Source organism: Prochlorococcus marinus XMU1406 (genome assembly GCF_017696055.1).
Lineage (GTDB): Bacteria > Cyanobacteriota > Cyanobacteriia > PCC-6307 > Cyanobiaceae > Prochlorococcus_A > Prochlorococcus_A marinus_W.
On record NZ_JAAORG010000001.1, the window covers coordinates 626,775 to 644,837 of the forward strand.

The window sequence follows — 18,063 nt, forward strand, 5'->3', positions numbered from 1 at the left end:
ATGGTCTGAATTAGACTTGAAAGTTTTATCGATTATCAAACCAAATATTGTTTTATTTGTTGGTGATATTTCTGATGGGAGTGTCAAAATAATTAAACAAATCAATGAGATCAAAATTCCTACTTTTGTGATTTTAGGAAATCATGATAGAGGGAAAGATTCTACAGGCGAAACTCTCTCAAAGCAGATTCGTGTTCTTGGCGAAAAATATTGTGCATGGGATTTGAAAGTTTTTAATAATCAAATAAATTTATTGTCTGCTAGACCATGTAGTTCTGGCGGCGGTTATTATCTTTCGAAAGAAGTTAAAGGTGTTTATGGACCTATCACCGAACAAGATTCAATAAATAAAATTATCAAATGTTCGGAAAGGACTGTAGAAGATATACCTTTAATAATTATGTCTCATGCTGGCCCCTCGGGTTTAGGCTCAGAACCTAAAAGCATTTGCGGGAAAGACTGGAAATTACCCTCATTAGATTGGGGAGATAGAGATTTGTCTGTGGCTATTTCTCAAATACAAAAGAGAAGAAAAGTTGATCTTGTGATTTTTGGTCATATGCACAATCGGCTTAAAAGAAATCTTGGTTTAAGAGAGATGTTTAAAATGGATACCAAAGGAACAATTTATTTCAACACTGCTGTGGTGCCACGATATAAAACTGATGAAGATGGGAAATTACTAATTAACTTTTCCTGGATTGAGTTTGAAAAAAAAGGATTAAGTCATGTTTCCCATCGATGGTATTCAGAGTCTGGTGAAATTTGTGAAGAAGATAAATTTTTTTTATGATTAGATATTTTTGATCATATTTTAAGTATTTTTGGGCTTTTCATATCTTGAAAATAATGTTTGAGACAAGATATAACCCGCAATTCCTGCGGCTGTAAATGCTAAACCATTTTTAAATAGTGGTAATAAATCATTTGTTCTGGATATTATAGGGGCCAAACCAAAAATTCCAAATAACATTCCCCATAAAGGAGAGAGAAGAGCTAAAAATCCAATTGATATGACTTGACCTTCTTTTCTTGGGGCAGAAGCGAAACCTGCTACTAAACCTCCAAGAATAGATGTACATAAAGTCCATATATATTGCTCTTTGGGTAGGCCAGGGACAACTTGACACCCTCCTCTCTCAAGGCAAATCTTTACGGAATTAATTGCATCTAATACTGCGCCATCCTCACCATGATCTTTCACATAATATTGATTGCCAAATCTTGTTTGAAGTTCAACCCAAAATAACCTTGGCATAAAATTAAAATAAGCCTCTCCGACATTAAAGTTCAGTAAATTTCCTCCTCTAGGATCTGCAACTATCAACAAACTTGTATCATCTAAATCCCAATAGTCCTTTATTGCACTACCAGGAGAACTCTCAAACTGAGATAAATATTTAATTTTCCACCCACTTTCAATTTCTAGATTGTTGAGCTTGTCCTCTAAAGATTTTTTCTGATTAGGGCTTAATGTTTTAGCTAAATCAATTACAGGTGTTTTTTCTTCTGGTAAGAGATTTGGATTATTTATAGCGAAAACGGGTTTATGTGAAATTAAAACTAATATAGATAGAAATATTCCCAATAAATAGTTAATCTTTGAAGGCATAAATAAGTTTTGTCTCTTTATATTTTCGCCGATGAATAGCTTACCCGCGAATAATACAGATTGGATAGTAAAAAAAATAATAAAAATGGGTGGGACTATAAGTTTTTATAACTTTATGAATTTTGCTTTAAATGATCCAATTAATGGTTATTACGGAAGTGGTAAAGCTGAGTTAGGCTTTCGAGGGGATTTCGTCACATCACCTTCTTTATCTGATGATTTTGCTTTTTTGGCTGGTAAACAAATAGAAGATTGGCTAATTCAGTTCAAAAGTAGTTTTTTATCTAATCAAAAATTAGCTGTAGTTGAATTTGGAGCTGGAGATGGAACCTTTATGAGCGGATTAATTAAATATTTTTTAGAAAATAACAAGAATTTTTTGGAAGGAGTTTCTTTTGTAATTATTGAACCTAATCAAGGGATGGTAAAAAAACAAAAAAATAAATTGGAGGAATTTTTAAACTTAGGTATTGATATTTCATGGAAAGGTTTGGAAGAAGTAGAGGAAAATAATATAAATGGAATAGTTCTTGCAAATGAGGTTTTAGATGCTTTGCCAGTAGAGAGAATAACCTTCTCAAAAGGAAAATTACATCGACAAGCAGTTTCTGTAGACAAAAAATCTCATAAATTATTTTTTGATGAAATGCCAATTACAAGTGAATTGAAAAAAAGTATTGAACTTGCTAAACGTGAGTTGGGAATCACTATTCCGCCTGAAGATGCCCTAGAAGGATGGACGACAGAATGGCATATAGAAAACTCAAAATGGTTAGAAGCTATTTATGGAAAAATTAATAATGGTATTTTATTGATAATTGATTACGCTAAAGAAGCTAAAAAATACTACACCTCTAACAATTCTGATGGAATGATAGTTTCTTATGAAAATCAAAAAATGATGAATAATGTCCTAGATTCTCCTGGAAATTGCGATTTAACATCTCATGTTTGCATAGAAGCTTTAATTAATGATGCTGAGACTCTTGGATTTAATACAGTTGGAATAACTAAACAGGGAGAGGCTTTGTTGGCACTTGGATTAGCAGAGAGACTTTATGGAATTCAGAAAGAATTTAAGGAGGATTTGTCAAATGCCCTTTTAAGAAGAGAGGCATTACTTAGACTCGTCGACCCTCTCTGTCTAGGTGATTTTAAGTGGTTTGTTTTTAATAAGTTTAAGGAGAAGGAAATGAATATAAATTCAACTTGTTTGCGTTAAGAAAAAAACTTTAAAAATAATGAATCATCTACGTCATCATATATATCAACTGCACCAATTTCTCTCGGTAATATAAATCTTTTTTTGCCATTACGAACTTTTTTATCGCCCATAAGTATTGTTAAAACGTCTTCTTTATTTATTATGGGGATCTCGGTAGGAAGATCGTAACTTTCTAAGAGAAGTTTCTGTCTCTCTAATTCTTCTTTAGACCATAACCCTTTCTCAATTGCTATTTTCCCAGCAATATCCATACCAATTGATATTGCCTCACCATGAAGAAATTTTCCGTATCCACATAAATTTTCAATAACGTGACCAAAAGAATGACCATAATTCAATATTGCTCTAACACCATTTTCATGTTCGTCTTGAGAAACAATATGAGACTTTGTTTTAATTGAACTATTAATTATTTTAATAAGATATTCATTCTTGAGATTCATAAGTTCATTCTTGTTTTTTTCAATTTCTAAGTATTCGAAAAGTTCTTTATCTCTTATTACTCCGTATTTTATTACTTCGGCCATGCCTGCACTAAATTCTCTTTTAGGCAAACTTTTTAAAGTTTCTGGATCAATAAAAACTGCTTTAGGTTGATTGAAAGCTCCAATTAAATTTTTACCTTTAGGATGATTTACTCCTGTTTTCCCTCCCACAGATGAATCAACCATTGATAATAATGTTGTTGGAACCTGAATATATTCAATACCTCTCAGCCAAGTAGCAGCTGCAAAACCACTTACGTCTCCAACAATTCCTCCTCCAAGGGCAATAATTACTGAATTTCTGTCTAAACCAAATTCAAATGCAACATCATATATTTCACTTAAGGTTTTTAAGTTTTTATATGATTCTCCAGCCTTGATAAGGAACATTTTGGCCTGAAATTTATTATCTTTTAAATTGTTTAAGAATCTTTCACCATACAAAAGTGATATTTCTTCATTTGAAATTACAAGTATTTTTCTATTCTTTGTTATTCCAATTTTTAAAAGTTCTTCGCTGATATTATTCAGTATCCCTGCTTCTAGGATTACTTCGTATGACTTATCACCTAACGGGACTAATATTTTTCTCTTATTCACAATTGATTACCTAGTTAAAATTTATAAATATTTGGTATTAAATACTTTATATACTAGCAAAATCTAAGCTCTAGATACTTAAAAATTCAGTTGTTAAGAATTAGAAATGGTAATAAAATCATCCTATGAGTCTTAAAAAAAATATAAACGGTATTAAGAAAAATTATTCCCTAGGAATAATTGGAGGCGGTCAACTGGCTTTGATGTTGATTGAGGCAGCAAAAAAAAGAGATCTAGAAGTATGTGTGCAAACAAAATCTTGTGATGATCCTGCGGGTTTAAAAGCAGATCACGTCATAGAAGCTGATCCTTTAAAGATAAGAGGTAATAAATCATTAATTAATGAGTGTGAAAAAATAATTTTTGAAAATGAATGGATAAAAATTGATAAATTAAATTTAATTGGCAATAACGATATTTTTGTTCCAAGCCTTAATGCAATTAAGCCTTTAGTAGATAGGTTTTCTCAAAAAAAATTAATAGATAGGATGAATATCCCCTGTCCAAAATGGACAAGTATTGAGGATTTTAAAAATCTCCCTGATGAGGAAATCAATGATTGGACTTTTCCTCTAATGGCAAAATCAAATAAAGGTGGATATGACGGTAAAGGGAACAAAAAAATAAAGACAAAAGAAGATTTAGATTCTTTTTTAATAGAGAATAATACTGATGAATGGTTACTAGAAGAATGGATAGAGTATGAAAAAGAACTAGCTCTTGTTGGTTCGAGAGATAGAACAGGTAATATAAGATTCTTTCCAATCGTTGAGACATTCCAATCGAATCATGTTTGTGACTGGGTTCTTGCACCTGCGATAAATGAATATGATTTGAACTTATTTGCAATAAATATTTTCTCTTCAATAGTCAATGAACTTAATTACGTTGGAGTTTTGGCTATTGAATTCTTCTATGGAGATAATGGGCTTTTAATTAACGAAATAGCTCCTAGAACACATAACTCAGCTCATTTCTCTATTGAAGCTTGTACTTCAAGTCAGTTTGATCAATATGTTTGCATTTCTTCTGGGATAAGACCACCTGAAATTAAAATGAACTGTGAAGGGGCAATTATGATAAATCTACTGGGGTTAAAAAAGAATTTCCCAATTTCAATGGATACAAGAGTTAAAATGTTATCTGAAATTGAGGGTTCTAATATTCATTTTTATGGCAAATCTCGAGAAATTCTGGGAAGGAAAATGGCTCATATTACATTTTTATTAAATGGTAAAACGCATTCAGAAAGATATGATGAGGCACAAGTATTATTAACTATGGTAAGAGACATTTGGCCATCTCCAAATGCATAAAAAAATAAGTTAGAGTTAAGTTGCTGGATCTTTGGTTAAGTTCTTCTTTATGTGCTCTGATCTGACTCTCTTTCGACATGAGGAGACTGTCGTGATGCGGTAGTAAACCGATCTTGTAATCGGAAACGAAAGCCCACTTTGAATCCTCTTCTGGCATTTCCAGGTCGATGCAGCAGAGAACTGACGGGGATCCGGTAATACCTATCAAACTGCTTGTTATAACAGGCTTTTGATAGGTCTTTTTATTTTATGAATTTGGTGTGCAGGACCAAGGTGCAGGACCAAGTTGCAGTACCAGATGCAGGACCATATTAGTGATTGCTAACAAAATAAAGCTATAACTAATGAAACAGATCGCTTTAGATAAAATTTTAAGTAATTTGATTCTATATTTATCTATTTAATGGCTTTTCTTTTAAGAAAAAGTCAATGTATGCAGGACCAACATAATTGCTAGCAAAGATTAGCATGACTTAGTTCTGTTGAGCTTCTATGGTCCTGCGCTGGCTACTCGGTAAACATATATTTATACATAGTTTTTAATTTAAAACTTCTCTAGGAGCTACCTAGACCCCTTAGGGGTTAATTTGAATCCTTGCTATATCGATATGAGAGCTCAGAAATTTGTGTTGAAATTATCTGGATATAGTCTTTCAATAGCTTCTTTCTGTTCTAGCTTTTTGATCTCTTCAGTATCTAAAACAGGGCAGGTGTTTTGATTCAGTGATGAGAGGAAAGTGCTTTTATTGAATAGTTTGAAAAGTGGTGGGAGCAGAAATCTTTTCATTCTCTTGAATAGTCCGAACCTTCTAAACACCAATAAAGCATCCTAGTTTTACTAAGTTTTTTCTTGCTCATATATTTTTGACCAGAAGCTTCGCATTGTTTCATTGAATCGGTTGGTTACTTGTCATACCTTGATATCTCAGAACTAACCATACAGTTCCTGCATTAACAGCAGTAGGTAAAGCAAGTGCAGCTAGTAGTGGGATTAGGAAGCGTTTCATATCTCAATTAAATTTATTTCCACAAGAGTTTAATTTCATATCAAATGAATCTAGTCCGCCTGGTCTTTTCACTTTTATTCGTTGAAGTAAATCGACTATTGATACAGCAAAATTTAAACCTTCACTAGAAGTTTTACCAAAAGTATTTACACCAATTACTTCACCATTCTCATTTAATAAGGGACCTCCACTATTTCCTGGATTTATTGCTGCATCAGTTTGAATTAAAGAGGAACCAGCCATAACAATAGAATCAAAATCATTTCCAGATCTTCTTACGGCACTTACTATTCCTCTGGTGACGGTATTTGATAAACCTAGAGGAGAGCCTAATGCAATGACATCTTCACCAGCCGTTGGGTAGTTTGAGTAACAAATAGGAAGAGCTTTTGGTAGGTTAGTTCCAGAAACACTAATAATTGCAAAGTCATCGTCTCTACTTACAAAAATTACCTTGCCTTTGTAACTTCTTCCGGAAACAGTCTCAATTAGGATTTCTTTGTTATAAGATCCGCTTACCACATGTCTATTTGTAATTAATTTCCCATCATCAGTAACAAAAAATCCAGTGCCTTGGCTACTTCCTGCTTTTACTGTTACAACACTTGGAAGTGATCCCCCTGCTATTTCTCTAATTGAGGGTTTTTCTTTAATTGATTTAATAGCTATGTTTATTTTTGGAATTTTCCATTGCTTAATAGATTTTTTATAAAGAGCAGACATTTTTTCTACTGTTTCTTCTCCGATAGGAACTACTGTTTTATCTACTCTTATTGATAAGCCATCATATGATTTGGCATTTTTTACATCATTTACAAATGCATTCGGCAACATAAATATTCCATCATCTCCATATAAAGAATAAGTTTTACCTGCAAATTTAATTTCTAATGGAGATGGTATTTCTCCTCCCGCAGTCTCATATCCATAGGAACATGCTAATAATCCGCAACCTGCTTTTAATGACCATAATCCCCTTACGTAGTCAGTACTCCATTTTGTAAAAACAGTTGATTCATAAGGGTAACTAAATTTGTAGTTCCTGTCATAAACTACATATTCAATAGATTTATCGAATCCAGAAACTAATTTTACAATTTGTCCGTAAGGAACTTTTCTTCTTTTTGGGACTCTATTCCATAAAATATCACTTTCCAGTTCAACAACTGATAATCCTGTATCAGGATCAATAAGTTCTTTTCTTCTTGGATTGCCATCTTTATCAACGCAATCTTTATGCTTACCTCTATGTACTGGAGATTCGCAATTTATCTTAACGGCAGATATTTCTGGTGCGTAAGTTGAAGAGATTCCAATAAAAGCAAGATAAGAAAGAGAGATTAAAGTAGCTTTTATTCTTTTCACAAGACTATTAATTAATTAACAAGTATGATAATGATTCTTTCTAATATCTTCAATCCTCTATTAAGTTCTCTTAACCTTGGCTTGATTATCTTTCTTCCTTGTTTTAACTACTCCACCATCAACATATAGTTCATTACCGAAGGCAGCTTGAAGTCCAGAATAATCATTTGTTTTCTTTCCTACTCTTTCTTGTTCTTCTTTGAATTGAAGTATTATTTTGATTACCTCTTCAGGGTTAGTTGGTTTTCCTTCTTTATCAAAATTAATTTGATATATATCCTTTAGGATCTCTTTCTCCTCTTTTGGTAATTCAGAAAGATCATTCTTTCTATAATTCTCTTGAACTTCTTCTACTAGTGATAGTTGATTTATTTCCTTTCCAATTTGACGTTGTATTTCTGCTTCAACCTTTGACCTGTTCGCGAGTGCTTCTTTGTGAGTATTGCCTACTTTCTTCCTTATTGAGTTCCCAAGTTTAGCCCTCAAAGACTTTGGTGTCGCAACTGTTATGTAATAACCAGTTCTACCTTTTCTTTGGTGGATACTAGACACTTGTGCAGGACCATTATGCAGGACCAACATAGCAATGAAAACCTAGTTATTCAAGCTATTATTAGAGTTCTATGAGTTTATGGCTTTTTCAGGTCGATGCAGCAGAGAACTGACGGGGATCCGGTTTTATCTATCAAAAGCTTGTTCAAATACGCTTTTGATAGGTATTTTATTTTTTAGGAATAGCTAGACTGTTTTTATTCTCTATCAGTTTCAATAATTCGCTCGCCATAATACTTGACGATTCATTGCCAATGTATTTATAGTAGTAGTACATATGTATTACTAACTAATGACTTTAGGAGGAGCTAATGTTTGGACTAATTTTTCTTACGGTTATCGTAATGAGTCCCCAAGTGGTTGGTTGCTTAGCCCAAGCCGCAGCAGATTAATTTTATTTACAAGGAATAAAAAATCTCCAAGAAATAATATGAGAATCTTTGCTCATACTTATTATGCAAATAATCTTGGTGAGCCAATGGCAATTAAATCATCAACTCAAATGTATTTGGATAATGCTTGGGATAAATGGCATGACCTTCAATTAGAAGGTTGGACTTTTGAAGAACTTGAATTACCTGAATCAGTATGACTAACTTAAATCCAATCAAAAAGAAACTATCAAAAGTAGATAGAAAGATATCTATTCAAGACTCATCAAAATTATTAGCAGAATTTTTTAATGGTGTTGTCATTGAACTTGATGAAGAATATAGATATGACTCATAAAGAATTGATAGAAGAAGTTTCCGCAAATTTATTTAAACAAAGCGGTAAGTTAGAAAGCAGAAGATCTTGGTTGGTAATGAGAAATTATCTCGAGCAATTAGATATGGAACAACTTAAATCCATGCTTAAGGACCACGAATGATTTAAAAACTTTATTTAGTTTTTATTTTTTTCTTAATTCTTAGAAAACCGTAAGTTGCAAAGCCAACCAAAAACATGTCCAAGTAAATATGCCAAGTAGGAAAAATCTGGTGTACTAATTCCATCAACTTTTTATTGCCACTTGCCAATAAGGATAATCTAAATTTGATTTTTCTCTCATTAATTGCAATTTTCTAGAGTTTATCTTTACTACTATTCCATCTGTGGGATATTTCCTAAAAAGCTTCCCTTCTAGCCACATTTTTCTAAATACTTGAACTTGGCTCGTATAGTTACATGAAATATCCTGAGGGATCGTGAAGCCCAGCTCCGAAAGACTTTTTTTGGACTCATATTGGTTAAGTGTTGAATTTAGTATTTGAAATGCGCAGAAGCTAAGACTTTCAGAAAATCCTTCTTTAGCTCTTAGATATCCAGAAGCGAATCTCTGGGAAATATTTGGACATTGGTTGGGCGCAAATAATTCACCTCTAACTTGAAGAACTCCTCGTAAAGGGAGATTAGTGGGAATGTCTTGGACTTTAATAAGTTTAATAGTAATGTCTGACCCTTTTCTTGATATTGCTTTCTCCAAGGTTCCATCTCTATATTGCAAAGCAACAGCACAACCATCAATTTTCGGTTCAATTAATAATCTGGTATCTACTAATAATCCTTTTAAAAAATCATCTAATGAATCCTTTTCTAATGAAGGTAAAACTAGTTTATTTTTCTTTTTAAAGTAATCACAATTAGGGTTTGTTCTTAATAAATTCTTTTCAAGTTGGTCGAACTGCTTATCAGAAATTAAAGCATTACCATTTCTATAATTATCGTCATACCATTCAATGCGTTCTTCTAAATAAGTCTTCATTTAATACGATGGCTTAATTTTTTGGCTATGTATCCAACTTGGTTTATCTATGATCCATTTTTCTCTATCTTCATATTTAACAGTCCATAAAAGAAATGAAGAAATTTGTTTTAGGGATATGCCAATCATATATCTTGTTTTTGGACTAATTGATATAAATCCAAATAATAATATTAATAAAAAAAGTTTAAATATAACCTTAATCATTTAAAAATTCAGCGTAAATTTTGCAAACTTTTTAATTAATGCAATTTTTATAACCTTCAATCTTCGCTAGTTCATCAATATTTAAACCTGTTTCTTCTAATAAAGTTTCGCCTATATCGTCTTTATTAAATTTAGTTAATGCTCCCTTAGTAGAATACTTAATACATTGGTTTTTATATTTTGCTTCTTTTACAATAGGGAATAAATAAAAACCAAACAAGATAATAAATGCTCCATAAGTTACAACTTTTCTATGGTTTTTCCACCATTCATAAAATTTATTAGACACGAAAAATAAATAACTAATTTCTATTTTAAATTGATTGTCAACAATATTACTTAAGTAATTGAAGGATTGATTAATTTATTGTTTTTTCATTAATAGATTTAACCCAAGAATAATATCTTGATTTTCTAATTCTTTGCTCTTTCCAGACTAATCTATCGGCAGATTCTAAGAGTGATTCTCCTTTCTCAACTTTTGTTGTAATAGATATACCAAAACCTTTTGCTTCAATTTTTGCAATGCCACCCTCTAAAAAAAATAAAAAAGACCAACCTTTATTCCATCCTAAATAGAAGGGATTTCGATACATTTTATGTTTTTGGATTTACTCTTTAATGATATTTTCCTTTTGAAGGAGTTATTTGTATACCCTATTACCAAATAAGAAGTTTATGGCTGATTATCTCTGGAAAGAAATTTTGTAATTAAATAATTGTTTGGCGGAATACTTGACGTCGGCAAGTAGTACATTTATATTAATAGTACAACTGTATTATCTTCATGACTTCAGGAGTCGCTAATGTTCGGACTAATTTTTATCGTAGCAGCCTTATTGACCCCCCAACTGGCTGGCTGTTTAACCAAAAAAGTGGTTTATTAATTTTTTTTGAGAGTTATAAGAAATATGTTTCTAATAACTTAAAAGTATATACTCACCTTTTCTATGCAAATGAATTAGGTGAACCAGCCCAACTTAAAAATTCAAGACTTCATTCTATTGAGTGTGCTTGTGAAACATGGAATGAATTAATTTCAGGAGGTTGGCAAATTGTTACTAATAAATTCCAGTAAATATGATCAAGGTAAATCCCGTAAACTGGGAATATCTAAAAGAATCTACCTTAAAACGAAAACGAACAAAGATTTGTATTACCTGCAATCACTTTCGATACAGCACCACAGAAACTTTTGCTACTGTCTTGATCTGTCCAAGATATGAAAAACGCATACCACAGGGTGATCATTTACTTAAAGGTTGTGAATATTGGCAAGAAAATAGGACGATATTTTCTCCTGAATTATCTTAATTATTCTCTAATTAAAATTTTCTAAGTAGATATATTTAATTATGTAAACAAAGCATTATTTTATACAACTTAAAAAATTTCTTTTAAGTAATTTTGAACCATGATTCAATTTTACTTTTCAATATTTTTATTAGTTGTGCTTACATTTTTTGCACTTTTATTAGATGCACCAGAATTGGCTTCTTTAATACAAACATTTTAGAAAATAATAAATCAGCATTTTTACTGATTTACTTTCTTAATAAGTAAGGCCTAGGTTTAACTTGTCGAGTAGGAGGGATCTAATGATTGACAGTCCACCAGAGGAGTTAGTTCATAAAATTTAAATCTAGATAAAACTAATGCTAAATCTGGAATGAATTTTCTTTTTGAGATTCATTCCTTTTTAATTATTTTAAAAGGGACGAAATTATGAATATAAAATTATAAATGTAAAAAATTTGTTCATATTAAAATGATTTGAAGCCAAAGATAATTGTAGATAATGGTTAACTTTACCTGAACCCAAAACCAGTTTTTTGCCCTTCCTTTTCTTCCCATTCATTCATAATTAGTTTTAATAAACTTTTAACTTCTGAATTCGAAGCATCAGTATCTTTTTGAAGATTTATACAAATGTTTTTTATTTCCTCATAAGCATTATCAATTAATATTGTTTTTTGATCTGGATTAGCCATAGAATTTTAAAATACTCCATTACAGTTGAACCCACTGCAGTTAATAATCCTAAAAATATTCATTACAAAGATGTGGAATCTTTCATCATAAAAAAATGCCCAGGTTGTAAAAATAGCAAAACCAGAGACAGCAAAAGCAGCATATTGAAGCCAATGTATTCCATAGCTGTCTAATCCATTTTTATCAAAATCAGAGTTACTCAATTGTTTTTTTTACTTATGATAAAAATTTTTTTTTTAAAAGGAGAGTTTGTTTTGATCGAGAGATTAATTTCTCTTTAAGACTTTATTCTATCTTTAGTTTAAATAAAACCAGGTATTATCCAGCCAAAAAAACCGTAGTTTATTATTAAAGCTAAAAAACCAATCATAGCTAATCTCCCATTTGTTATTTCGGCATTTTTCCAAAATTTACCCATGTAGTTTTTAATTTTTATCGAATTTTTATCTATCAAATAATTTGGTTCTAAAGGTTCCTGCAACCTTTTGATGGCGTATAAAGAAAATTGAATTGTGATTGCAATGATAACAACTATAAAACTAGTAAGAGCATCCATTTTTAGATTTGATATGTGATCAATTAGTAAGCCAAAGAGTAAATGATAATTTTATGTATCAAACATTTCCTTATTTCTGCTTTATTGACAGAGGAAACCTTAACTTGAATTATTAAAGAATGTAACATATTTTAAAAAAAATAGTATGAATTCTTACTTTTTCTTTCTGTTTCACATTTTTGAGGGCTAAAATGTTACAATTATGTGTCAGTTATATCCTAAGTGTTGTCTTAATTAAATTACAGAATTAGCTTTAAAGTCTTGTTTCTCCAAATTAGATAAAGTATTGATAAGTTCTAAATAAGAATATATTTTCAATGTTATTTATTTAAAATATTTTTTAAAAACTTGAAATTATTACTTTTGTTTGATTTCCGGAAGGTAAAATTTATTACCTAATGTATAACCAATTGCCATGAGTACGAACCCAATAAGTTGAGGTAAATGAGAATTTGCTAGAGAGATTTTTTCAATCATTTATTAACCTATAAATAAATATAATAATAAAAAATTTTTAATACTGTAAGTCTATTTTCTTTTTGATTCTTTAATTTCCCCAGATTTTTTTAGTGAATTAACAAGTCTTTCATTTTCTGTTTTTAAATTTTCTAATGCAGATTTTGTGAATTGTTCTTTAGCCTCAAATTTTGCTGAACTTATAATTTTTTTATTAGGGAGTTTTTTCTTCGGTTCTGGCTTCATATTAAGCAACTTTTTAGAAATTTTAGAAGTTATTTTTTTTGTATTAGGTATTATTTTTTACATTTTTCTGGTTAATAATATTTGTTTACAAAAACAAATTAATCTTTATCTTTTGGGAGCCTTAACCATCCAGAAGTCCATTCTGATTTTAGTTTTGTCCATGAGATCCTTTTAATATCTTTTTTATTTTTGGTAGGAAAAATATCAACCCATCTATCTTCATTTTTACCACCATAAGCTTTAACTTGAAAATGCCTATTACCATTAATATTTTTTGGTGCTGTCCAACAAAGAGTAGGAGGCCATTTCATGAGAAATTTTTAAGAGCTAAAAAAACTAAAGCTTGCTTTGCCCAGTCAAAACTAAACCATAATATGCAATAGTACCAAGAATAAGTACGATACCTAGTATTCTAATAATCATGATTTAGTATTTTTAAATTCAAGTTATATTAAAGAAGATTTATAAATTTGAGTTGAAGATTTAATATTTTCTAATTTTTCCTTTTTTTATTTCTAACTATGGAGTGGCAAGATTCAGGATGCCATTCATTCTGAATTTTGCCAACAAAATCATAAATAAATGAATCGGGGCATCCAGTTTCTCTTTGAAGTTCTGAAAGTTCTTCTTTAATGAATTCATAAACACTCGTTATTACCCCTAAATTTTCTTCTTGGGAGGGAGCCCATTTTTTATTCTCCATTAATATTTTTTAAATTATTTTCCACAATATCGTAATAGGTTATGTCTACATAATCAGCATCTGAACAACATAAATCTCCATATAGTTCCTCTAACAAATCGTATGCATCTGAATACTTATCAAAACTTTGAACGGTTAATTCGTCATCCTTTCCATCAATTCTAATTATTTTGTAGGTCATATTTTACTTAGATGAAAAAAAGTATATTTTTTTTTGATTCATTAAATCATCTTATAAATAAAAATCTTATTTAGAAGTATTAGTTGGGTAAAGCTTCTGAATTTTATTTTTCTGAATTTCTATTTTTCTTCGTTCAAATTTTTTTGCCATTATTTTTCTGATAAATAATTGTGGGATAAGCCAAACTAATGCAATAGCTATAGCCATGAAAGCTGGATTTCTCCACGTTAAGCTAATAAGCTGTTGTATAAATTCTTGATTGGAAATTTCCATACATTAAATTTTGATGATAAAAATATCTTTATTTTCTTTTTATAAAATCTTTTAAATATTAAAATTTATTATAACCTTAAAAAATTTTATAAGGAATTTTATAAATTTTTTCTTTTTCTAGTTTCCTTTTTTTATTTTTGGATTTAGATTATTTTTATTTTTTAGTTCAGAGATGTCGACTTATCTAATTACAGGATCAAATAGGGGGATTGGATTAGAACTTTGTAGGCAAATTCATAAGAGGGGAGAAAATGTAATTGCAACTTGTAGGAAAGCTTCAAAAGAACTTAAAGATTTAGGAGTGAGAATCGAAGAGAATATAGAAATTTCTTCTGATGAGTCGATAACAAATTTGTGTAAAAAACTATCTGGCGTTAAATTAGATTGCTTAATTCATAATGCAGGAATTTATGAATTTAATTCTTTCGAAAACTTAGATAAAAAAAGTATTTTGCGGCAATTTGAAGTCAATGCATTGAGCCCAATATGTATGACTCAATCTCTTAAACATCTTTTAAAAAGATCTTCTAAAGTTGCTTTTATCACAAGTAGAATGGGATCTATTGAAGATAATACATCTGGAAGTTCTTATGGTTACAGGATGTCTAAGGTAGCCTTGTCCATGGCAGCAAAATCACTTTCCATGGATTTATCAAGAGAAGATATTTATGTAGCTATTTTGCATCCTGGATTAGTAAGTACAAGAATGACTGGCTTTACAAGAAATGGAATTAGTCCTGAAGAATCAGTAAATGGCCTTTTAAAACGTATTGATTCTCTAAATAAAAATAACTCGGGCACGTTTTGGCATGCCAACGGAGAAGTTTTGCCTTGGTAATATCTATATTTTTATTTTTAAGAGATTTATATATTAGATTTGTTAAAAAACTTTTAAATTTTTAACATATTTCTTTCCTTGTTTCATTCTTTTAGTTATCTTTAAAAAAACATTAGTAAAGGAGGTGATTCATTGTCGTATCTACCGAAAAATGCGGTTATCAAAGGGACCGTGAATTCAGTATCTTCATCACATTCATCGGTCTCTTTTTCTTTGATAAAGAAAAAAGGTTTTATAATCAATAGATTTATATAAATCAGTCACTTCATAATTAAAAGCTCTGCTTCTCAAGGAGTTGCAGAGTTTTTTTTATGAATTTCAATAATCTTTCAAGGTGTATGCTATCTTTTTTGGCCAAAATATATTAAGGCTAAAAAAGATATAGTGCTCACCAAAGCGATTAAATACCACCCAGTTGAGGAGTTGCTAGTTACTTCTGTCATTTATTCTGATTTTTGTCGGAGGCATTTATTATTTGAGTGAAAATCACAATTGAGATCATTAAAAAAACTAAAAGTATGTAAGTTACGTTCATTTATAGAAAAATGCTAATTACTAAAAAGATTATTCCTAGAACTACCGTAACAATTGCTCCATCAACTAATAAGTCTTTCCATGTATAACTTTTAAGCATCTTTTTTTTATCTTCTTCGCTCATAAGGTTCTTCAACCACGTCCAATCTAAAAGCTGCGTCAATGCAACACCAAAGATTAAATGACCAATCAAAATACCAAACAGATCAATTCTAGAAATATCTTTAGTGAGTCTTGTAATAATAAAAAAGTCCACTAGCTTTTGTCTTTATTAGATAAGGCTCCACCTTCTTCTTTATATTTTTCCCAAGCTTCACTTATTTTTGCTTTAGAGAAGTTTTGTTTGCCCTTAGAGAATTGATTTTTGAGATTATTAAAACTATTTATCAGCTCTTTTTTTGTTGGTTCATCAAGAAAGTTTGATGTTAATTTCCATAAGTACCAGCTACTAGCTAGTAAAAGAATTAATCCCAGTAATTGCATATTGGTTTTTTACTATGCTACAACTTTTTAAATGGTTTCGATAAATTAATTTATTTAATACCTATAGAATTTTTTTTGATGTTAAATCAAAATTAAAACTTTAACCAGTGGAAAAATATTCTATCCAGCAACCATATAGTTAATCCTCCTTCCAAGAAAGCTAGCCAGTACATACCATAATCTGAAAAACCCATTTGTTCTTTGACTGTTTTAATTAATTTTTTATGAGCTTGAATGAGATCTTTCATTAATAAAAAAAATGTTCTAAAGCTCAGGTATTTCTTGAACTAAAAAACCCTTTCCATAGCAAGATAGACACGTTTTAGTCTCATCTAATGAAATTCTTAGAAAACCTGCTCCATTACATCTGAAGCAATTTACTTTAGAAGTTGAGTATAGTTTTGACTGGATTTTAGCAGCTCGATTTAAATAAGAAACAGTTTCTTTTCGACCGTTTGCTTTAGCAGCTTTGTTTAAAAGCTTTTTGTAGTTGACTTTAAGTTCTTGGGTATTCATCTTTTAAATGAAACTAGTTTTCAAATATTGGTAAAAAGAAGCAATAAATAATTAAAATAAGCCCTATAAATTTACCGTTTATATTTCTAATCTGATCTCATGTTGAGATTTAACTAATATAACGGATATTTTTTTTTAATGTTTATTGTAGGAGTAATATTTTTTTATTTTTAATAGAAAATTTATATTTGATGAATTCATTTGAAATATCTAAAAACAAACTATAAATTAAAAAGATTGCTTGAAAAAATATAATTTTGGTGAATCTAGGAGACTATCCAGCTTTTTTTAAATTTTTAACTAAAAAATCATTTTCGTTAGTAAGTACATCAAACTTTGATTTCTTAAATTTTTCTTTGATTTCAATAGTCGGATTTTTTTTAATTTTATTAGTATTCATAATTTTAAAAGTCAATCAAAAAAAAAAGACAATTTAAATCCTACTGATCGTCAAAACAAAATGTGGATATTTTTTTTAAAAAAGAGAAAATATTTTATTTTGCACATAGAAGATTTAATTCAATCAACATATTGTGGAAAACCCTGTTGAAAAACACTAAAAAAGTGGATAACTCTCGGGGAGCATGATCAAAACAAGCTTTTCTGGAATAATTTTTAAGTATTAATACTTCATCAAGAAAAGTTTAAATATAGTTTAAGATGCTTCATAATCTATTGTTATAACTGTGGGATCATTACTTTTATATTGATAAAAAGGATTTTTACTAGAAACTAGTGTTGAGAAAAAATTAAAAAATTTATTTTTGAATGATGTATCAAATTGACAATTAAAGTTAAGAAAAACAAAAGGAAACTTGAATTTTTGAAATTTTGTCTCATCTGTTTAAATTAAGTCTTGATTCGGTTTTCTCTATGGCAACACTTCCCAAACGCAAGATTAATCAAATAGGTTTGTATGAGTTAAATATTTAAAATGACAGAAGAAAAAAAGGATTCAAAAAAATGTTCTGGGAAGAAAAACATTATGTTTGCCTATGGTTTTATACAACTTGGTTCTAGTTTCGTATCTGCACTAGCTTTAGCTGCTATTGCTTTTGGATTCTGTTCAGTAAAAAAAGAGTCTAAACTTTTTAATAAATGTGTTGACGAAATTATTGAAGATGGTGGTACTAATTCAGAGGCGGTAAGGTATTGCAATGGGGGCATTTAAA

At 30.1% G+C, this 18,063-nt stretch carries 31 protein-coding genes and 1 other RNA gene; 10 read left to right on the plus strand and 22 right to left on the minus strand.

Annotated features, from left to right (window positions below; genetic code table 11):
• The first annotated feature begins 16 nt into the window (after positions 1–16).
• Positions 17–793, plus strand: a complete 777-nt coding sequence (locus HA149_RS03555) for a TIGR04168 family protein (RefSeq protein WP_245154662.1) — start codon at positions 17–19, stop codon at positions 791–793.
• 21 nt (positions 794–814) lie between these two features.
• On the opposite strand, the gene HA149_RS03560 is transcribed toward HA149_RS03555, so the two are convergent.
• Positions 815–1,612, minus strand: coding sequence for a TPM domain-containing protein (locus HA149_RS03560; protein WP_209113087.1), 798 nt, complete (start codon positions 1,610–1,612; stop codon positions 815–817).
• Positions 1,613–1,643: 31 nt separating this feature from the next.
• Here HA149_RS03560 and HA149_RS03565 point away from each other — a divergent pair, with 31 nt between their 5' ends.
• Positions 1,644–2,834, plus strand: a complete 1,191-nt coding sequence (locus HA149_RS03565; protein ID WP_209113089.1) for an SAM-dependent methyltransferase — start codon at positions 1,644–1,646, stop codon at positions 2,832–2,834.
• On the opposite strand, the gene aroB is transcribed toward HA149_RS03565, so the two are convergent.
• The gene (aroB, locus tag HA149_RS03570) at positions 2,831–3,922 is read right to left on the minus strand and encodes a 3-dehydroquinate synthase (protein ID WP_209113091.1); all 1,092 of its coding nucleotides are present in this window, start codon (positions 3,920–3,922) and stop codon (positions 2,831–2,833) included. The two genes, HA149_RS03565 and aroB, sit on opposite strands and share 4 nt — an antisense overlap.
• A 125-nt stretch (positions 3,923–4,047) precedes the next feature.
• Here aroB and HA149_RS03575 point away from each other — a divergent pair, with 125 nt between their 5' ends.
• Both HA149_RS03575 and ssrS read left to right on the plus strand, forming a co-directional pair.
• Positions 4,048–5,238: a 5-(carboxyamino)imidazole ribonucleotide synthase gene (locus HA149_RS03575; protein WP_209113094.1), complete on the plus strand. Its 1,191-nt coding sequence runs from the start codon at positions 4,048–4,050 to the stop codon at positions 5,236–5,238.
• A gap of 17 nt (positions 5,239–5,255) precedes the next feature.
• Positions 5,256–5,440: non-coding RNA, 6S RNA (gene ssrS / locus HA149_RS03580), on the plus strand.
• A 414-nt stretch (positions 5,441–5,854) separates the two neighbouring features.
• Here ssrS and HA149_RS03585 read toward each other — a convergent pair.
• The 3 genes from HA149_RS03585 to HA149_RS03595 all read right to left on the minus strand — a co-directional run bounded on the left by HA149_RS03585 (position 5,855) and on the right by HA149_RS03595 (position 8,192).
• Entirely contained in the window at positions 5,855–6,025 is a 171-nt protein-coding gene (locus HA149_RS03585) for a hypothetical protein (RefSeq protein WP_209113096.1), read from the minus strand.
• A gap of 223 nt (positions 6,026–6,248) precedes the next feature.
• Complete coding sequence (locus tag HA149_RS09645; protein WP_209113098.1) at positions 6,249–7,610, minus strand: S1C family serine protease; 1,362 nt, start codon at positions 7,608–7,610, stop codon at positions 6,249–6,251.
• Between the two features lie 60 nt (positions 7,611–7,670).
• Positions 7,671–8,192 (minus strand): hypothetical protein, encoded by a 522-nt coding sequence (locus HA149_RS03595; protein ID WP_209113100.1) that lies wholly within the window; start codon positions 8,190–8,192, stop codon positions 7,671–7,673.
• Between the two features lie 262 nt (positions 8,193–8,454).
• On the opposite strand from HA149_RS03595, the gene HA149_RS03600 reads away from it, so the two are divergent.
• Genes HA149_RS03600 through HA149_RS03610 form a run of 3 tightly spaced genes read left to right on the plus strand, consistent with a single transcriptional unit; the run spans position 8,455 to position 9,033 of the window.
• Positions 8,455–8,754 carry a DUF1651 domain-containing protein gene (locus HA149_RS03600; protein ID WP_209113102.1) on the plus strand — a complete coding sequence of 100 codons (300 nt, stop codon included), beginning with the start codon at positions 8,455–8,457 and terminating at the stop codon, positions 8,752–8,754.
• Positions 8,751–8,891, plus strand: coding sequence for a hypothetical protein (locus HA149_RS03605; RefSeq protein WP_193741858.1), 141 nt, complete (start codon positions 8,751–8,753; stop codon positions 8,889–8,891). Before HA149_RS03600 ends, HA149_RS03605 begins: the two co-directional genes overlap by 4 nt.
• A complete protein-coding gene (locus HA149_RS03610; protein WP_209113968.1) occupies positions 8,866–9,033 on the plus strand; it encodes a hypothetical protein in 168 nt (55 codons plus the stop codon). The genes HA149_RS03605 and HA149_RS03610 overlap by 26 nt, the downstream gene beginning before the upstream one ends.
• Before the next feature lie 123 nt (positions 9,034–9,156).
• On the opposite strand, the gene HA149_RS03615 is transcribed toward HA149_RS03610, so the two are convergent.
• From HA149_RS03615 to HA149_RS03630, 4 genes are all read right to left on the minus strand, one after another.
• Positions 9,157–9,906 (minus strand): NAD-dependent DNA ligase, encoded by a 750-nt coding sequence (locus HA149_RS03615; protein WP_209113104.1) that lies wholly within the window; start codon positions 9,904–9,906, stop codon positions 9,157–9,159.
• The gene (locus HA149_RS03620; RefSeq protein ID WP_209113106.1) at positions 9,907–10,113 is read right to left on the minus strand and encodes a hypothetical protein; all 207 of its coding nucleotides are present in this window, start codon (positions 10,111–10,113) and stop codon (positions 9,907–9,909) included.
• Between the two features lie 31 nt (positions 10,114–10,144).
• Positions 10,145–10,402, minus strand: coding sequence for a Notch domain-containing protein (locus HA149_RS03625; protein WP_209113108.1), 258 nt, complete (start codon positions 10,400–10,402; stop codon positions 10,145–10,147).
• A gap of 70 nt (positions 10,403–10,472) precedes the next feature.
• A complete protein-coding gene (locus HA149_RS03630) occupies positions 10,473–10,709 on the minus strand; it encodes a hypothetical protein (RefSeq protein WP_209113110.1) in 237 nt (78 codons plus the stop codon).
• A 191-nt stretch (positions 10,710–10,900) separates the two neighbouring features.
• Here HA149_RS03630 and HA149_RS03635 point away from each other — a divergent pair, with 191 nt between their 5' ends.
• Entirely contained in the window at positions 10,901–11,191 is a 291-nt protein-coding gene (locus HA149_RS03635; protein ID WP_209113112.1) for a DUF1651 domain-containing protein, read from the plus strand.
• 730 nt (positions 11,192–11,921) lie between these two features.
• Here the strand turns inward: HA149_RS03635 and HA149_RS03640 are convergent.
• The 8 genes from HA149_RS03640 to HA149_RS03675 form a co-directional block, all read right to left on the minus strand.
• A complete protein-coding gene (locus HA149_RS03640) occupies positions 11,922–12,104 on the minus strand; it encodes a hypothetical protein (RefSeq protein WP_209113114.1) in 183 nt (60 codons plus the stop codon).
• Between the two features lie 6 nt (positions 12,105–12,110).
• Entirely contained in the window at positions 12,111–12,308 is a 198-nt protein-coding gene (locus tag HA149_RS03645) for a hypothetical protein (protein ID WP_209113116.1), read from the minus strand.
• Between the two features lie 98 nt (positions 12,309–12,406).
• On the minus strand, positions 12,407–12,661 hold the full coding sequence (locus HA149_RS03650; RefSeq protein ID WP_209113118.1) for a chlorophyll a/b-binding protein: 255 nt from the start codon (positions 12,659–12,661) through the stop codon (positions 12,407–12,409).
• A gap of 528 nt (positions 12,662–13,189) precedes the next feature.
• On the minus strand, positions 13,190–13,363 hold the full coding sequence (locus HA149_RS03655) for a hypothetical protein (RefSeq protein WP_198930216.1): 174 nt from the start codon (positions 13,361–13,363) through the stop codon (positions 13,190–13,192).
• A gap of 98 nt (positions 13,364–13,461) precedes the next feature.
• Complete coding sequence (locus HA149_RS03660) at positions 13,462–13,674, minus strand: TIGR02450 family Trp-rich protein (RefSeq protein WP_209113120.1); 213 nt, start codon at positions 13,672–13,674, stop codon at positions 13,462–13,464.
• Between the two features lie 182 nt (positions 13,675–13,856).
• A complete protein-coding gene (locus tag HA149_RS03665; RefSeq protein WP_209113122.1) occupies positions 13,857–14,066 on the minus strand; it encodes a hypothetical protein in 210 nt (69 codons plus the stop codon).
• Positions 14,056–14,247, minus strand: a complete 192-nt coding sequence (locus HA149_RS03670) for a hypothetical protein (protein ID WP_209113124.1) — start codon at positions 14,245–14,247, stop codon at positions 14,056–14,058. Before HA149_RS03670 ends, HA149_RS03665 begins: the two co-directional genes overlap by 11 nt.
• 66 nt (positions 14,248–14,313) lie before the next feature.
• Positions 14,314–14,520 carry a hypothetical protein gene (locus tag HA149_RS03675; RefSeq protein WP_209113126.1) on the minus strand — a complete coding sequence of 69 codons (207 nt, stop codon included), beginning with the start codon at positions 14,518–14,520 and terminating at the stop codon, positions 14,314–14,316.
• 172 nt (positions 14,521–14,692) lie between these two features.
• Between HA149_RS03675 and HA149_RS03680 the strand changes: the two genes are divergently transcribed.
• Positions 14,693–15,358 (plus strand): SDR family oxidoreductase, encoded by a 666-nt coding sequence (locus HA149_RS03680; protein ID WP_209113128.1) that lies wholly within the window; start codon positions 14,693–14,695, stop codon positions 15,356–15,358.
• A 535-nt stretch (positions 15,359–15,893) separates the two neighbouring features.
• Here the strand turns inward: HA149_RS03680 and HA149_RS03685 are convergent.
• The 5 genes from HA149_RS03685 to HA149_RS09570 all read right to left on the minus strand — a co-directional run bounded on the left by HA149_RS03685 (position 15,894) and on the right by HA149_RS09570 (position 17,291).
• Entirely contained in the window at positions 15,894–16,148 is a 255-nt protein-coding gene (locus HA149_RS03685) for a hypothetical protein (protein WP_209113130.1), read from the minus strand.
• On the minus strand, positions 16,148–16,375 hold the full coding sequence (locus HA149_RS03690; protein ID WP_209113132.1) for a hypothetical protein: 228 nt from the start codon (positions 16,373–16,375) through the stop codon (positions 16,148–16,150). Before HA149_RS03690 ends, HA149_RS03685 begins: the two co-directional genes overlap by 1 nt.
• A gap of 92 nt (positions 16,376–16,467) precedes the next feature.
• Positions 16,468–16,623 (minus strand): hypothetical protein, encoded by a 156-nt coding sequence (locus HA149_RS03695; protein ID WP_012007524.1) that lies wholly within the window; start codon positions 16,621–16,623, stop codon positions 16,468–16,470.
• 16 nt (positions 16,624–16,639) lie between these two features.
• Positions 16,640–16,891 (minus strand): molecular chaperone DnaJ, encoded by a 252-nt coding sequence (locus HA149_RS03700; RefSeq protein ID WP_209113134.1) that lies wholly within the window; start codon positions 16,889–16,891, stop codon positions 16,640–16,642.
• Between the two features lie 274 nt (positions 16,892–17,165).
• Positions 17,166–17,291 (minus strand): hypothetical protein, encoded by a 126-nt coding sequence (locus tag HA149_RS09570; RefSeq protein WP_280634142.1) that lies wholly within the window; start codon positions 17,289–17,291, stop codon positions 17,166–17,168.
• 534 nt (positions 17,292–17,825) lie between these two features.
• Between HA149_RS09570 and HA149_RS03705 the strand changes: the two genes are divergently transcribed.
• Positions 17,826–18,062 carry a hypothetical protein gene (locus HA149_RS03705; RefSeq protein WP_209113136.1) on the plus strand — a complete coding sequence of 79 codons (237 nt, stop codon included), beginning with the start codon at positions 17,826–17,828 and terminating at the stop codon, positions 18,060–18,062.
• The last annotated feature ends 1 nt before the right edge of the window (position 18,063 follow it).

Bases quoted from the DNA above. Each gene is read 5' to 3' on its own strand.
- HA149_RS03560 (WP_209113087.1), bottom strand. From the start codon at position 1,612: ATGCCTTCAAAGATTAACTATTTATTGGGAATATTTCTATCTATATTA.
- HA149_RS03630 (WP_209113110.1), bottom strand. From the start codon at position 10,709: ATGTATCGAAATCCCTTCTATTTAGGATGGAATAAAGGTTGGTCTTTT.
- HA149_RS03615 (WP_209113104.1), bottom strand. From the start codon at position 9,906: ATGAAGACTTATTTAGAAGAACGCATTGAATGGTATGACGATAATTAT.
- HA149_RS03680 (WP_209113128.1), top strand. From the start codon at position 14,693: ATGTCGACTTATCTAATTACAGGATCAAATAGGGGGATTGGATTAGAA.
- HA149_RS03665 (WP_209113122.1), bottom strand. From the start codon at position 14,066: ATGGAGAATAAAAAATGGGCTCCCTCCCAAGAAGAAAATTTAGGGGTA.
- HA149_RS03620 (WP_209113106.1), bottom strand. From the start codon at position 10,113: ATGATTAAGGTTATATTTAAACTTTTTTTATTAATATTATTATTTGGA.
- HA149_RS03595 (WP_209113100.1), bottom strand. From the start codon at position 8,192: ATGTTGGTCCTGCATAATGGTCCTGCACAAGTGTCTAGTATCCACCAA.
- HA149_RS03640 (WP_209113114.1), bottom strand. From the start codon at position 12,104: ATGGCTAATCCAGATCAAAAAACAATATTAATTGATAATGCTTATGAG.
- HA149_RS03660 (WP_209113120.1), bottom strand. From the start codon at position 13,674: ATGAAATGGCCTCCTACTCTTTGTTGGACAGCACCAAAAAATATTAAT.
- HA149_RS03700 (WP_209113134.1), bottom strand. From the start codon at position 16,891: ATGAATACCCAAGAACTTAAAGTCAACTACAAAAAGCTTTTAAACAAA.
- HA149_RS03650 (WP_209113118.1), bottom strand. From the start codon at position 12,661: ATGGATGCTCTTACTAGTTTTATAGTTGTTATCATTGCAATCACAATT.
- HA149_RS09570 (WP_280634142.1), bottom strand. From the start codon at position 17,291: ATGAATACTAATAAAATTAAAAAAAATCCGACTATTGAAATCAAAGAA.
- HA149_RS03565 (WP_209113089.1), top strand. From the start codon at position 1,644: ATGAATAGCTTACCCGCGAATAATACAGATTGGATAGTAAAAAAAATA.
- HA149_RS03690 (WP_209113132.1), bottom strand. From the start codon at position 16,375: ATGCAATTACTGGGATTAATTCTTTTACTAGCTAGTAGCTGGTACTTA.
- HA149_RS03600 (WP_209113102.1), top strand. From the start codon at position 8,455: ATGACTTTAGGAGGAGCTAATGTTTGGACTAATTTTTCTTACGGTTAT.
- HA149_RS03655 (WP_198930216.1), bottom strand. From the start codon at position 13,363: ATGAAGCCAGAACCGAAGAAAAAACTCCCTAATAAAAAAATTATAAGT.
- HA149_RS03705 (WP_209113136.1), top strand. From the start codon at position 17,826: ATGACAGAAGAAAAAAAGGATTCAAAAAAATGTTCTGGGAAGAAAAAC.
- HA149_RS03635 (WP_209113112.1), top strand. From the start codon at position 10,901: ATGACTTCAGGAGTCGCTAATGTTCGGACTAATTTTTATCGTAGCAGC.
- HA149_RS03695 (WP_012007524.1), bottom strand. From the start codon at position 16,623: ATGAAAGATCTCATTCAAGCTCATAAAAAATTAATTAAAACAGTCAAA.
- HA149_RS03675 (WP_209113126.1), bottom strand. From the start codon at position 14,520: ATGGAAATTTCCAATCAAGAATTTATACAACAGCTTATTAGCTTAACG.
- HA149_RS03605 (WP_193741858.1), top strand. From the start codon at position 8,751: ATGACTAACTTAAATCCAATCAAAAAGAAACTATCAAAAGTAGATAGA.
- HA149_RS03610 (WP_209113968.1), top strand. From the start codon at position 8,866: ATGAAGAATATAGATATGACTCATAAAGAATTGATAGAAGAAGTTTCC.
- HA149_RS03670 (WP_209113124.1), bottom strand. From the start codon at position 14,247: ATGACCTACAAAATAATTAGAATTGATGGAAAGGATGACGAATTAACC.
- HA149_RS03575 (WP_209113094.1), top strand. From the start codon at position 4,048: ATGAGTCTTAAAAAAAATATAAACGGTATTAAGAAAAATTATTCCCTA.
- HA149_RS03585 (WP_209113096.1), bottom strand. From the start codon at position 6,025: ATGAAAAGATTTCTGCTCCCACCACTTTTCAAACTATTCAATAAAAGC.